Origin of the sequence: Streptomyces sirii, from assembly GCF_045690365.1 — a bacterium.
In the GTDB taxonomy this organism is placed as follows: domain Bacteria; phylum Actinomycetota; class Actinomycetes; order Streptomycetales; family Streptomycetaceae; genus Streptomyces; species Streptomyces sirii.
Window position 1 is genome coordinate 6215672 of sequence record NZ_CP147982.1, and the last position, 12311, is coordinate 6227982.

General features: G+C 70.7%; 10 protein-coding genes. 6 read left to right on the forward strand and 4 right to left on the reverse strand.

Annotated features, from left to right (window positions below; genetic code table 11):
- The first annotated feature begins 20 nt into the window (after positions 1-20).
- Both WAB15_RS28165 and WAB15_RS28170 read left to right on the forward strand, forming a co-directional pair.
- Positions 21-1187: a UDP-N-acetylglucosamine--N-acetylmuramyl-(pentapeptide) pyrophosphoryl-undecaprenol N-acetylglucosamine transferase gene (locus WAB15_RS28165; protein WP_407287942.1), complete on the forward strand. Its 1167-nt coding sequence runs from the start codon at positions 21-23 to the stop codon at positions 1185-1187.
- Positions 1184-2191, forward strand: a complete 1008-nt coding sequence (locus WAB15_RS28170; RefSeq protein ID WP_407287943.1) for a GDP-mannose 4,6-dehydratase — start codon at positions 1184-1186, stop codon at positions 2189-2191. The genes WAB15_RS28165 and WAB15_RS28170 overlap by 4 nt, the downstream gene beginning before the upstream one ends.
- Here WAB15_RS28170 and WAB15_RS28175 read toward each other — a convergent pair.
- Positions 2182-2880, reverse strand: a complete 699-nt coding sequence (locus tag WAB15_RS28175) for a TetR/AcrR family transcriptional regulator (protein WP_399151139.1) — start codon at positions 2878-2880, stop codon at positions 2182-2184. The two genes, WAB15_RS28170 and WAB15_RS28175, sit on opposite strands and share 10 nt — an antisense overlap.
- Before the next feature lie 265 nt (positions 2881-3145).
- On the opposite strand from WAB15_RS28175, the gene WAB15_RS28180 reads away from it, so the two are divergent.
- The 4 genes from WAB15_RS28180 to WAB15_RS28195 all read left to right on the forward strand — a co-directional run bounded on the left by WAB15_RS28180 (position 3146) and on the right by WAB15_RS28195 (position 7339).
- Positions 3146-4117, forward strand: coding sequence for a tetratricopeptide repeat protein (locus WAB15_RS28180; RefSeq protein WP_399151135.1), 972 nt, complete (start codon positions 3146-3148; stop codon positions 4115-4117).
- Between the two features lie 614 nt (positions 4118-4731).
- On the forward strand, positions 4732-5349 hold the full coding sequence (locus WAB15_RS28185) for a DUF6230 family protein (RefSeq protein WP_399151136.1): 618 nt from the start codon (positions 4732-4734) through the stop codon (positions 5347-5349).
- Positions 5350-5484: 135 nt separating this feature from the next.
- Positions 5485-6039, forward strand: coding sequence for a DUF6114 domain-containing protein (locus WAB15_RS28190; protein WP_407287944.1), 555 nt, complete (start codon positions 5485-5487; stop codon positions 6037-6039).
- A gap of 151 nt (positions 6040-6190) precedes the next feature.
- Positions 6191-7339 carry a hypothetical protein gene (locus WAB15_RS28195; RefSeq protein WP_407289313.1) on the forward strand — a complete coding sequence of 383 codons (1149 nt, stop codon included), beginning with the start codon at positions 6191-6193 and terminating at the stop codon, positions 7337-7339.
- Between the two features lie 95 nt (positions 7340-7434).
- On the opposite strand, the gene pyk is transcribed toward WAB15_RS28195, so the two are convergent.
- Genes pyk through pta form a run of 3 tightly spaced genes read right to left on the reverse strand, consistent with a single transcriptional unit; the run spans position 7435 to position 12294 of the window.
- Positions 7435-8862 (reverse strand): pyruvate kinase, encoded by a 1428-nt coding sequence (gene pyk / locus WAB15_RS28200; protein ID WP_399147017.1) that lies wholly within the window; start codon positions 8860-8862, stop codon positions 7435-7437.
- 60 nt (positions 8863-8922) lie between these two features.
- The gene (locus WAB15_RS28205) at positions 8923-10158 is read right to left on the reverse strand and encodes an acetate kinase (protein WP_407287945.1); all 1236 of its coding nucleotides are present in this window, start codon (positions 10156-10158) and stop codon (positions 8923-8925) included.
- A 39-nt stretch (positions 10159-10197) separates the two neighbouring features.
- A complete protein-coding gene (pta, locus tag WAB15_RS28210; RefSeq protein WP_399147019.1) occupies positions 10198-12294 on the reverse strand; it encodes a phosphate acetyltransferase in 2097 nt (698 codons plus the stop codon).
- Between the last annotated feature and the right edge of the window lie 17 nt (positions 12295-12311).

Below are 12311 nucleotides of genomic sequence, written 5' to 3' on the forward strand. Positions count from 1 at the left end.
GCGTCGCGAGCGTGGCGGCCATGCGCACACCACTCTCGGTCGTGATCGGTGCGGGCGGCACCGGCGGCCATATCTATCCCGGCCTCGCCCTCGCCGACGCACTCCGCCGGGCCGTCCCCGATGCGGTGATCTCCTTCGTCGGTACCGAACGCGGGCTGGAGACGCGGCTGATCCCGCAGGCCGGGTACCGGCTGCACACCGTCGACATGATTCCCTTCGACCCCTCGCTCGGTGCCCGACGCTATCTGCTGCCGGCCGCGCTCCTTAAGTCGGGCGCCCAGTGCCGGGCGATCCTCAAGGAGCAGAAAGCCCAGGTCGCGGTCGGTATGGGCGGCTATCCGAGCGCCCCTGTGATCGTCGGGGCGCGGCTGGCGGGGCTGCCGAGCCTGATCCACGAGTCCAACGCGGTGCCCGGCCGGGCCAACAAGTTCGCCGCCCGGCTCACCCCGCACCTCGCCCTCGCCTTCGACCGCAGCCGCCCCCATCTGGCCGGCGGCGAGGGGGCCGAGACGGTGGGGATGCCGCTGGTCGGACCGCTGGCCACGCTGGACCGCACGGCGCTGCGGCCGGCCGCCCGGCGGGCCCTGGGCATCCCGGACGCAGCCCGGCTGCTGCTGGTCAACGGCGGGAGCCTGGGCGCGGCCCGGCTGACCGAGGCGGCGGTGGGACTGGCCGGCCGCTACCGGTCGCGCACCGACCTGCGGCTGCTGATCAAGACCGGGCCCGCGGCCCTGGAGGAGACCCGGGCCCTGCTGGCGGCCAACGGCGGGGACGCGGTCGCCGAGGCCGTGCCGTATCTGGACCGGATGGACCTGGCGTACGCGGCCGCCGACCTCGTGGTCTGCCGGGCCGGTTCGGCGACCGTCGCCGAGCTGGCCACGGTCGGGATGCCGGCCGTGCTCGTGCCCTACCCGCACGCACCGGGCGACCACCAGACCCATAACGCGCGGGTGCTCTCCGACGTCGGGGCGGCGCTGCTGCTGCCCGACCCGCAGACCTCGGCCGAGCGGCTGGACGCGCTGGTCACCCCGCTCCTCGACGACCCCGACCAGCTCGCCGCGATGGGCGCGGCCGCCGACCCCGGCACCCATGCCTGGGCCGCCGATCTGCTCGCCGCCAAGGCGCTGGCCCTGGCCGGGCACCCCCACACACCCCAACCGAGCACCAACCTGAAGGAGTCAGCATGAGCAGCAGCCATACACAGCAGTGGGCGGGCCGCACGGTCCTGGTCACCGGGGCCGAGGGGTTCATCGGCTCGACCCTGGTCGACCTGCTCGTCGAGGCGGGAGCCGACGTACGTGCCCTGGTGCACTACAAGCCGTACGCGGAGAAGGGCAGTCTGGCGCGCTATCTGAAGCCGGGCAGTCCGGTCGAGATGATCGCGGGGGACGTCCGGGACGCGGGCCGGGTGATGGACGCGGTCGCGGGCTGCGACACCGTCTTCCATCTGGCCGCGCTGATCGGCATCCCGTACAGCTACGACTCACCGGGCGCCTATGTGCAGACGAACGTGGTGGGTACCGAGAACGTCGCGGAGGCCTGCCGGCGGCACGCCGTGCGGCGGCTGGTGCACACCTCCACCAGCGAGGTCTACGGCACCGCGCTGACCGCGCCGATCGGCGAGGACCACCCGCTGCAGCCGCAGTCGCCGTACTCCGCCTCGAAGATCGGCGCGGACATGATGGCGCTGTCGCACTGGCACGCCTTCGAGCTGCCGGTGACGGTGGTGCGGCCCTTCAACACCTACGGGCCCCGGCAGTCCGCCCGTGCGGTGATCCCCACGATCCTGGCCCAACTCCACGCCGGCGCCCGGCAGATCAAGCTCGGGTCGCTGACCCCGACCCGGGACTTCACCTACGTCACGGACACCGCGGCCGGGTTCCTGGCGATGGCGGACTGCGACCGGGCGCTGGGACAGGTCGTCAACCTCGGTAGCGGGCGGGAGATATCGATCGGGGCACTCGCCGAGGCGCTGATCGCGGCCTCCGGCCGGGAGGCGGAGGTCGTCGTCGATCCGGCCCGGCTGCGGCCCTCGGGCAGTGAGGTCGAGCGACTGCTTTCGGACAATTCCCGGGCGCGGCAGTGGGCTTCGTGGCAGCCGGAGGTCTCCCTGGCGGACGGCTTGAAGCGGACCTCGGAGTGGGTCGCGGAGCATCTGCACCTGTTCGCCGCGGACCGCTATCAGGTGTGACCCCCGGGCCCGGGTACCGCGGTGCCCGGGCCCTCACCGGGGTCCCCCAGCCCCGCCAGACCGCCGAGGAAGAGCGCGGCGAAGTCGCGCCCCCACTCCGCGTCCACGGGTTCGCCGCTGACCAGGGTGCGGTGCACGACCGCACCGGCGATCACATCGAAGATCAGGTCCATGTTGCGGGCGGCCGCCCGGGCACCGTCCTCGCCGGGGGTGTCCGGCGGCAGTTCGCCGCGGTCCTGGGCCCGTGCGCGCCCCAGCAGTACCAGCCGCTTCTGGCGGTCGACGATCGCCGAGCGGATCCGTTCGCGCAGCGCCTCGTCGGTGGTGGACTCGGCGACCACGGCCATCAGCGCCGTCTTGGTCTCGGGCCGCGCGAGCAGCGCGCCGAACTGGAGCACCACGCCTTCGATGTCGGCCCGCAGGGAGCCCCGGTCGGGGAGTTCGAGTTCGTCGAAGAGGACCGCCACCGCGTCCACGACCAGCTCGTTCTTGTTGGCCCAGCGCCGGTAGAGGGTGGTCTTGGCGACGCCGGCGCGGGCCGCCACATCGCTCATGGTCAGCCGCCCCCAGCCCAGGTCGACGAGCGCGGCACGGGTGGCGCGGAGGATCGCGTGATCGGCCTCGGCGCTGCGCGGGCGGCCCGTGCGGCCCTTCCGGGGGCTGGCGGAGTCGTGCATGCGGGCGACCATACCGGCCGGTAGTCGAGCGGCGGCCGTGAGGGAGATCACCCGGCATGGCGCGGGGCCCGGTGTCGCGCGGGGGTGGCGGCGAGTTACGCTACGACCCGTAGCGTAAGAGTGATGACCACTGGCCGTGGGTGGGGACCCATGGCCGCACACCCCGGCCCCGCTCAGGCCGATCGCAGTACCGAACACCACACATACCGCGTCGCCGGCCACATCGCTTTTCCGGATCGCTTTTCGGAACGGACCGCCCAGGGGGGAGGATGGACCCATGCAGCCACGCAATATGTCCATGAGTGGAGTCGTCGACCTCGCAGCGGTGAAGGCGGCGGGTGAAGCGAAGCAGAAGGCGGAGCAGGCCCGCGCCGAGGCCGCCCGCACGGGTCAGGTGCCGGCGAGCGGTGCCAGCCTGGTGTTCGACGTCGACGAGGCAGGGTTCCAGCAGGACGTCCTGCAGCGCTCCACCGAGGTCCCGGTCGTCATCGATTTCTGGGCCGAGTGGTGCGAGCCGTGCAAGCAGCTGGGTCCGCTGCTGGAGCGTCTCGCGGGGGAGTACGCCGGCAAGTTCGTGCTGGCCAAGATCGACGTCGACAGCAACCAGATGCTGTTCCAGCAGTTCGGGGTGCAGGGCATCCCGGCGGTCTTCGCGGTGGTCGCCGGCCAGCCGATCCCGCTGTTCCAGGGCGCGGCCCCGGAGGCGCAGATCCGGCAGGTCCTCGACCAGCTGGTGCAGGCCGCCGAGCAGCAGTTCGGCATCGTCGGGGCTCCGGTCTCCGCGGAGGGCGCGGACGAGCAGGCGGCGGCCGAGGCGCCGGTGCCGGCCGGTCCGTACGACGCGCTGCTGGAGGCCGCGAGCCAGGCGCTGGACACCGGCGATCTGGGCGGCGCCATCCAGGCGTACAAGAACGTCCTCGCCGACGACCCGGCCAACCCGGAGGCCAAGTTCGGCCTCGCGCAGGCCGAACTCCTGCACCGGGTGCAGGACCTCGATCCGCAGGCGGTGCGCAAGGAGGCCGCGGAGCGCCCGGCCGACGTTCCGGCGCAGATCCGGGCCGCGGACCTGGACCTGGTCGGCGGCCATGTCGAGGACGCCTTCGGACGGCTGATCGACGCGGTGAAGCGGACGGCCGGCGACGACCGGGATGCCGCCCGGGTGCGGCTTCTGGAGCTGTTCGAGGTGATCGGGACCGAGGATCCGCGGGTGACGGCGGCGCGTACGGCGCTTGCCCGGGTGCTGTTCTGACCCGCTGTTGTACCGGGCGTCCGCTTCTGACCAGTACGGCCGCCACGGGTTGACCAAACAAACGAAGCAGCGGCCACGTTTTACCAAAACTTGGTAAACGTGGCCGCTGTTACTTGGAGTAAGACTCATCCACCCCCTTGCGGCGCTTTGTCCGCAATTGCCGCGTGTCTGTGCGCGGTCAGCGACGACCCTGTGTACCTGGCCGATCCCGGTCCGTCGAACCTTGGTTATCAGGCCGTTACCCGCAAGTAACGAGCCTCTTGTGTCCAGAGCGTGAATGGACCACGATCGGCGACGCTCGGTCCATTCCCGCAGCCCGGCATCCGGTCGGCGCAGCGGGGCACTTGGGTCCCCACCGAGTGGCCGGCGGCAGTGCATGCCGGCCGTGGACAGGGGGGTCTCTGCCCCATCCGGCAGGGCCTGTCCAGAGAGGTTGCGCGAGAGCGTGGCCAGTGGTTGTCGCTCGGGGGTGATCGCCGGTATTCGGAACACGATGTGCCTCCGAGGACGGGCGCTCTCCTTCCCGAGGACGTAGCACTTCTCCCATCCCAGGTACCGCCGTCCGTCCTACGGCGGTCGGTACCGGAGATGTACGTCCGAGAAGGAGGAAAGTCATGGAGTCCCTGGCTCGTGGCGGGACCAGATGGAAGCGGTTCGCCGTTGTCATGGTGCCGAGCGTGGCGGCGACCGCCGCGATCGGCGTCGCCCTCTCGCAGGGTGCGCTCGCGGCGTCGTTCAGCGTGTCCGGCCAGCAGTTCAAGGTCGCTACCGACCGGCTGGACGGCACCGGCTTCGTTCAGTACGGAGCGATCGACGCCCAAAAGGGCGGTAAGCAGATCCCGGTGGCGGTTTCGGGATTCTCCAACGCCAAGATCAGGAACCTGTGCCAGTCGGTAGTGGTGCCGGTCCCGGTCTTCGGCGATGTGTCGATGAAGCTGTCGGCCGGTGGCGGTGACACGCCCGTCGAGGCGAAGAACCTCTACATCGACCTCGACCAGCTGGACGCGGACGCGACCTTCAACAACATCGACATCGGTGTTGCTGCGGGCTCGACGACCAAGGGTCCGGGCATGCACAAGGGCGACAAGGCCGACCCGGGCTCGTTCGCCCAGCAGGCCGACTCGGCCACGCTGACCCACGTCAAGCAGACGGCGTGGGCCACGACGGCCGGCACGTTCAAGCTCAGCGGCCTGAAGATGAGCGTCGCCAAGGGCAAGAGCGAGTGCTTCTGACGCTCTGAGCGTACGGGTGCGGGGCCTTTGTCCGCGGCGCCACCAGCCGCTTCCCGCACCCGTACGCCGGGTAGCGCCAAGCACGACACTCCAGCTCAGAACCACCGATTTGCCAGTCCCGAGGAGCTGTACGACATGAGCGCCGAAACGCGACCACGGCTGATCGAGGGCATCGGCCGGAAGCGGACTTCGTTCCGGGAGTGGCGCGGACAACGCCCGTTCTGGGGCGGATTGCTGACACTGCTGGCCGGTATCCCGATCATGTACATCCCTTACGCGAACCTCACGATCGGTTCCCTGACCGTCCGCATGGCGACCACCGCCGGTGCCGGCTCGCTGATCATCGGCGTACTGCTGGTCGTGCTCGGTCTGACCATGTGGTTCCAGCCGGCCTCGCGGGTCTTCGCGGGCGTGGCGGGGATCCTGCTCTCCCTGGTCTCCCTGGTCGTCTCGAACTTCGGCGCCTTTTTGGTCGGCTTCCTGATGGGGCTGATCGGCGGTGCGCTAGGTGTCGCCTGGGCGCCGGGCAGGGCCGAACGGAGCGGCGACGACGCCGACGAACCGGCCCGCACCGTCGCCGGACCGGTGGTCGCCGCCAACCCCGCGCCGGCCGGACCCGGGTTGGGCAACGGACTGGACGACCTGTCAGGAACGAGCCCGACCAACGACGGGAGGCACCGTGCCGGGTGACGAGCTGCATGAGGAGAACGCAGCCGCCGGGGCGACCAAGAACTCCCCGCGCCGTTCAGGCGTGGGGAACAGACCGAGGCACGCGGCGCCCAAGAAGCCGCTGCTGACTCGGCTGCACGTGCCCGCGGGCAAGGCGATAGCCATCGCCGCCATGCCGTCCGCCGTGCTCATGGGGATGGGGCTGACGCCCCAGATGGCGATCGCCAAGCCGACGCCGCCCCAGAGCCCGTTCAAGGACGGCCCCTGCGTCACCGCTCCGGACAAGGTGGAGGGCCAGGACGCCAAGTCCAAGGACGAGGCGAAGGACGACAAGGCCACCGCCCAGCCGTCCGCCACGCCCTCGGCCACGCCCTCGCCCTCCGCCGGCAAGGAGGCGGACAAGGCTCCCGAGCCCGCACCGTCCTCCTCCGCCAAGACCGATGAGCCGTCGAGTTCCGCGACGCCCTCGCCCTCGCCCTCGGCCTCCGAGGAGAAGGAGGACGACGGGGGTCTGCTGGGCGGCATCGGCGATGCGCTCGGCGGTCTCCTGGGCGGGGACAAGTCCGAGGAGCCCAGTGCCTCGGCGACACCCTCGCCGTCCGCGTCGGAGTCCAAGGCCCCGGAGCCCGCGGACACCGCGGCCAAGGACTCCGTGGCCGACAAGGTCACCGAGCCGGTCACCAAGACCCTCGACGGGGTCAAGGACGGTGCCGACAAGGTCACCGGGCCCGTCAAGGACGGATCGAAGACGGTCAACGACACCGTCCACGGCGCGGTGGGTGCGGCGGACAACGCCCTGCCCGGCGGCGGTGTGGACGGCAAGGACGCCGACGGCAAGGAGGCGTACCCCTGCGTCGTCGAGAACAAGCAGAAGGGCAAGGACGAGCAGACGCCCGCCACCCTGCCCGACGACCCCTGGCACCTGGAGTCCAGCGGTCTCACCCTGCGCGGTCTGGACTACGTGGGAGTCGTCAACGTCACGACGCAGGGCGGCCGTACCAAGCAGGCCCTGAAGTTCACCGCCGACAGCATCGACATCGGCGATCTCCACCAGATCGTCGACGACCCGTCGTCCGGGAAGAAGTACCACGTCCGGTCGACGCCGGGGTCCACCTCGACCATCCGCGGCGGCAAGGTGACGCTGTACACCGAGCGGCTGCAGGGCAATCTCTTCGGTCTGATCCCGATCGTGTTCGACCCCGAGCACCCGCCGCCGCTCAATGTCCCGTACGCCTATTTCAGCAAGGTGAAGCTGGACCAGGCGGGCCAGTTCGGCGGCAATCTCCATGTCCCCGGTATGCATGTGACCATCGAGGACTGACCCGGCCGAAGGCCTTTCCGGGAGCCGCGGAAAACGGCGGTGGGCCGCCCCCTTCTCAAGGGGGCGGCCCACCGCCGTTCTCGCTGCCGGGCGCGTCAGGCGCGCGGGCCACCCAGGTGGTGCACCCGGACCATGTTGGTGGTGCCGGGCACGCCGGGGGGCGAGCCGGCGGTGATCAGCATGGTGTCGCCCTCGCTGTAGCGCTTGAGCTTGAGCAGCTCGGCGTCCACCAGGTCGACCATCGCGTCGGTGTTGTCGACGTGCGGGACGAGGAAGGCGTCCACGCCCCAGCTCAGCGTGAGCTGGTTGCGGGTGGTGACGTCGGTGGTGAAGGCCAGGATCGGCTGGGCCGCGCGGTAGCGGGAGAGCCGGCGGGCGGTGTCACCGGACTTGGTGAAGGCCACCAGCGCCTTGCCGTCCAGGAAGTCGGCCATCTCGCAGGCCGCACGGGCCACCGCGCCGCCCTGCGTACGCGGCTTCTTGCCGGGCACCAGCGGCTGCAGGCCCTTGGAGAGCAGCTCCTCCTCGGCCGCCTCGACGATCTTCGACATCGTCTTGACGGTCTCGATCGGGTACTGGCCGACCGACGACTCCGCGGAGAGCATCACCGCGTCGGCGCCGTCGAGGATGGCGTTGGCGACGTCGGAGGCCTCGGCGCGGGTCGGCCGGGAGTTGGTGATCATCGACTCCATCATCTGGGTCGCGACGATCACCGGCTTGGCGTTCCGGCGGCACATCTCCACCAGGCGCTTCTGCACCATCGGGACCTTCTCCAGCGGGTACTCCACCGCCAGGTCGCCGCGGGCGACCATGATCGCGTCGAAGGCCATCACGACCTCCTGCATGTTGGCCACCGCCTGCGGCTTCTCCACCTTGGCGATGACCGGGACCCGCCGGCCCACCTCGTCCATGACGCGGTGCACGTCCTGGACGTCCTTGGCGTCGCGGACGAAGGACAGCGCGACCATGTCGCAGCCCATCTTCAGGGCGAACTTGAGGTCCTCGATGTCCTTCTCGGACAGCGCGGGGACGTTCACCGCGGCACCGGGCAGGTTGATGCCCTTGTGGTCGGAGATGACCCCGCCCTCGATGACGATGGTGCGCACTCGCGGGCCGTCGACCTCGACGACCTGGAGCGCGACGTTGCCGTCGTTGATCAGGACCGGGTCGCCCTTGGAGACGTCGCCGGGCAGGCCCTTGTAGGTCGTACCGCAGATGGTCTTGTCGCCGGGCACGTCCTCGGTGGTGATGACGAACTCGTCGCCGCGCACCAGCTCCACGGGGCCGTCGGCGAAGGTCTCCAGGCGGATCTTGGGGCCCTGCAGGTCGGCCAGGACTCCGACGGCGCGACCGGTCTCCTCGGAGGCCTTGCGGAGGCGGTGGTACCGCTCCTCGTGCTCCGGCTGGGTCCCGTGGCTCATGTTGAATCGGGCCACGTTCATGCCGGCCTCGATCAGCGTCTTCAGCTGGTCGTAGGAGTCGACGGCGGGGCCCAGGGTGCAGACGATTTTGGAACGGCGCATGGCGGAATCCTATCGGTTTGTTTCAGAGCGGAATATTCCGGTAGGTGGAAACACCAATGTCTAGGCGTTGACCAGGGCGTATGTCTGCTGGGCGATCTCCAGTTCCTCATCGGTGGGCACGACGGCGACCGCGACCCGGGCGTACTCCGGGGAGATCAACCGCGGCTCGCCGGACCGTACGGCGTTCAGCGAGGCGTCCACGGCCATGCCCATCTCCTCCAGCCCGGCGATGGCGGCCTCCCGCACCGGGGCGGCGTTCTCCCCGACACCGGCGGTGAAGGCCACCGCGTCGACCCGGCCGAGCACCGCGCTGTAGGCGCCGATGTACTTCTTCAGCCGGTGGATGTAGATGTCGAAGGCGAGCCGGGCCCGCTCGTCGCCCTCGTCGATCCGGCGCCGGATCTCCCGCATGTCGTTGTCGCCGCACAGCCCGATCAGCCCGCTCTTCTTGTTGAGCAGTACGTCGACGTCGTCCTCCGACATCCCCGCCACCCGCTTGAGGTGGAAGGTCACCGCCGGGTCGATGTCACCGGAGCGGGTGCCCATGACCAGGCCCTCCAGCGGGGTCAGCCCCATCGAGGTGTCCACGCAGCGGCCGCCGGCCACCGCCGAGGCGGACGCGCCGTTGCCCAGGTGCAGCACGATGACGTTGACCTCGGCGGGGTCCTTGTCCAGCAGCTCGGCCGTCTTGCGGGAGACGTACGCGTGCGAGGTGCCGTGGAAGCCGTAGCGGCGGATGCGGTGCGCGTCGGCGGTCTCCACGTCGATGGCGTAGCGGGCCGCGTACTCCGGCATCGTGGTGTGGAAGGCGGTGTCGAAGACCGCCACCTGCGGCAGGTCGGGGCGCAGCGCCTGGGCCGTTTTGATGCCGGTGATGTTCGCCGGGTTGTGCAGCGGCGCGACCGGCACCAGCCGCTCGATCTCCGCCAGCACCGCGTCGTCGATCACGGTCGGCGCGGTGAACTTCAGCCCGCCGTGCACCACCCGGTGCCCGATCGCGGCCAGCTCCGGGGAGTCGAGCCCCAGGCCGTCGGCGGCCAGCTCCGCGGCGACGGCCTTCAGTGCGGCCGTGTGGTCGGCTATCGCGCCCTCGGTCTCGCGCCGCTCGCCGCCGGTGGCCAGCGGGGTGTGCACCAGGCGCGAGTTCTCCTCACCGATCCGCTCGACCAGGCCGACGGCCAGCCGACCCGCGGCGGAGCCGCTGCTCGACTGCGTGTCGTGCATGTCGAGCAGCTGGTACTTCAACGACGAGGAGCCGGAGTTGAGGACGAGGACGCGGGTGGCGTTGGCAGTCATGTAGCGCTTTCCGATGGGGTGGGGGGAGGGCTGGGGAATTCAGGCGGTGTGGCCGGCGCCGGGCTGGGCGCCCTGCGCCTGGATGGCGGTGATGGCCACGGTGTTGACGATGTCCTGGACCAGGGCGCCGCGGGAGAGGTCGTTGACCGGCTTGCGCAGACCCTGCAGGACCGGGCCGACGGCGACCGCACCGGCCGAGCGCTGCACGGCCTTGTAGGTGTTGTTGCCGGTGTTGAGGTCCGGGAAGATCAGCACGGTGGCCTTGCCGGCCACGTCGGAGCCGGGGAGCTTGGTCTCGGCGACCGAGGCGTCCACCGCCGCGTCGTACTGGATCGGACCCTCGACCAGCAGGTCGGGGCGGAGCTCGCGGACGATCTCGGTGGCCTTGCGGACCTTGTCGACGTCCGCGCCGGAGCCGGAGGTGCCGGTGGAGTACGACAGCATCGCGATCCTGGGCTCGACACCGAACTGGGCGGCGGTGGTGGCCGACTGGATGGCGATGTCCGCCAGCTGCTCGGCGTTCGGGTCCGGGTTGACCGCGCAGTCGCCGTAGACCAGCACGCGGTCGGCCAGGCACATGAAGAACACCGAGGAGACGATCTGGGCGTTCGGCTTCGTCTTGATGATCTCGAAGGCGGGCCGGATGGTGGCCGCGGTGGAGTGCACCGCACCCGAGACCATGCCGTCGGCGAGGCCCTCCTGCACCATCAGGGTGCCGAAGTAGGAGACGTCGGCGACCACGTCGTAGGCCAGCTCGTAGCTGACGCCCTTGTGGGCCCGCAGCTTGGCGTACAGCTCGGCGAACCGCTCGCGCAGCTCGGAGGTCTGCGGGTCGATGATCTGCGCGTCCGCCAGGTCGATGGCCAGGTCGGCGGCGCGCTTGCGGATCGCCTCCTCCTCGCCCAGCAGCGTCAGATCGCACACGTCGCGGCGCAGCAGGACGTCGGCGGCGCGCAGCACCCGCTCCTCGGAGCCCTCCGGCAGGACGACGCGGCGGCGGCCGGAGCGGGAGCGCTCGATCAGTTCGTGCTCGAACATCATCGGTGTGACCCGGCCGGAGCGGGCGACGGAGATCCGGTTCGTCAGCTCCGCGGTGTCCACATGCCGCTCGAACAGCCCGAGCGCGGTCTCCGCCTTGCGCGGCGAGGCGGCGTTGAGCTTGCCCTCGATCGCGAACAGCTCGGCGGCGGTCGGGAAGGAGCCGCCGGGTACGGAGACGACCGGGGTCCCGGGGGCGAGCCGGTTCGCCAGCGCCATGATGTCCGGGCCGGGCCGCTCGTCGAGGGTGAGCAGCACCCCGGCGATCGGCGGCGCACCGGCGCTGTGCGCGGCCAGCGAGCCGATGACCAGGTCGGCCCGGTCCCCGGGGGTCACCACGAGGCAGCCGGGGGTGAGCGCCTTGAGGAAGGTCGGCAGCATGGCGCCACCGAAGACGAAGTCGCGCGCGTCCCTGGCGAGCCCGGAGTCGTCGCCGAGCAGCACCTCGGCGCCGAGGGCGTGCACGATCTGGCCGACGGTCGGGGCGGAGAGCGAGCCGTCCTCGGGCAGTGCGTAGCAGGGGACGGGAAGGCGGGCGGAGAGCCGCTCGACGATCGCCTGGCGCAGTTCGGGGGCCACCCGGTTGACGATCATGGCCACCACGTCGCAGCCCAGCGAGTGGTAGGCGCGGTAGGCGTTGCGGGCCTCGGCGCGCACCGACTCGGCCTCCTGGCCCTGGCCGCCGACGACGGCCAGCACCGAGGCGCCGAACTCGTTGGCGAGGCGGGCGTTGAGGTTCAGCTCGGCCGGCAGGCTGGTGCCCGCGTAGTCCGAGCCGAGCACCAGGACGTACTCGTAGTCCCTGGCCACGGCGTGAAAGCGGTCGACGAGCCGGGAGACCAGCTCGTCGGTGCCGCGCTCGGCCTGAAGCGTGGCGGCCTCGTCGTAGCTGAGGCCGTAGACGCTCTCGGGCGACTGGGTGAGCCGGTAGCGGGCCCGCAGCAGGTCGAAGAGCCGGTCGGGTCCGTCGTCGTGCATCAGCGGGCGGAAGACCCCCACCCGGTCGACGTGGCGGGTCAGCAGCTCCATGACCCCCAGCTCGATGACCTGGCGGCCGTCGCCGCGGTCGATACCGGTCACGTACACGCTGCGCGTCACGCGTGCTCTCCGATCCA

What these genes read in the sequence shown, in the direction of transcription:
- WAB15_RS28170 (WP_407287943.1), top strand. Translation starts at nt 1,184, where the DNA reads ATGAGCAGCAGCCATACACAGCAGTGGGCGGGCCGCACGGTCCTGGTC.
- pyk (WP_399147017.1), bottom strand. Translation starts at nt 8,862, where the DNA reads ATGCGCCGTTCCAAAATCGTCTGCACCCTGGGCCCCGCCGTCGACTCC.
- WAB15_RS28205 (WP_407287945.1), bottom strand. Translation starts at nt 10,158, where the DNA reads ATGACTGCCAACGCCACCCGCGTCCTCGTCCTCAACTCCGGCTCCTCG.
- WAB15_RS28190 (WP_407287944.1), top strand. Translation starts at nt 5,485, where the DNA reads ATGAGCGCCGAAACGCGACCACGGCTGATCGAGGGCATCGGCCGGAAG.
- WAB15_RS28175 (WP_399151139.1), bottom strand. Translation starts at nt 2,880, where the DNA reads ATGGTCGCCCGCATGCACGACTCCGCCAGCCCCCGGAAGGGCCGCACG.
- WAB15_RS28195 (WP_407289313.1), top strand. Translation starts at nt 6,191, where the DNA reads ATGCCGTCCGCCGTGCTCATGGGGATGGGGCTGACGCCCCAGATGGCG.
- WAB15_RS28185 (WP_399151136.1), top strand. Translation starts at nt 4,732, where the DNA reads ATGGAGTCCCTGGCTCGTGGCGGGACCAGATGGAAGCGGTTCGCCGTT.
- WAB15_RS28165 (WP_407287942.1), top strand. Translation starts at nt 21, where the DNA reads ATGCGCACACCACTCTCGGTCGTGATCGGTGCGGGCGGCACCGGCGGC.
- WAB15_RS28180 (WP_399151135.1), top strand. Translation starts at nt 3,146, where the DNA reads ATGCAGCCACGCAATATGTCCATGAGTGGAGTCGTCGACCTCGCAGCG.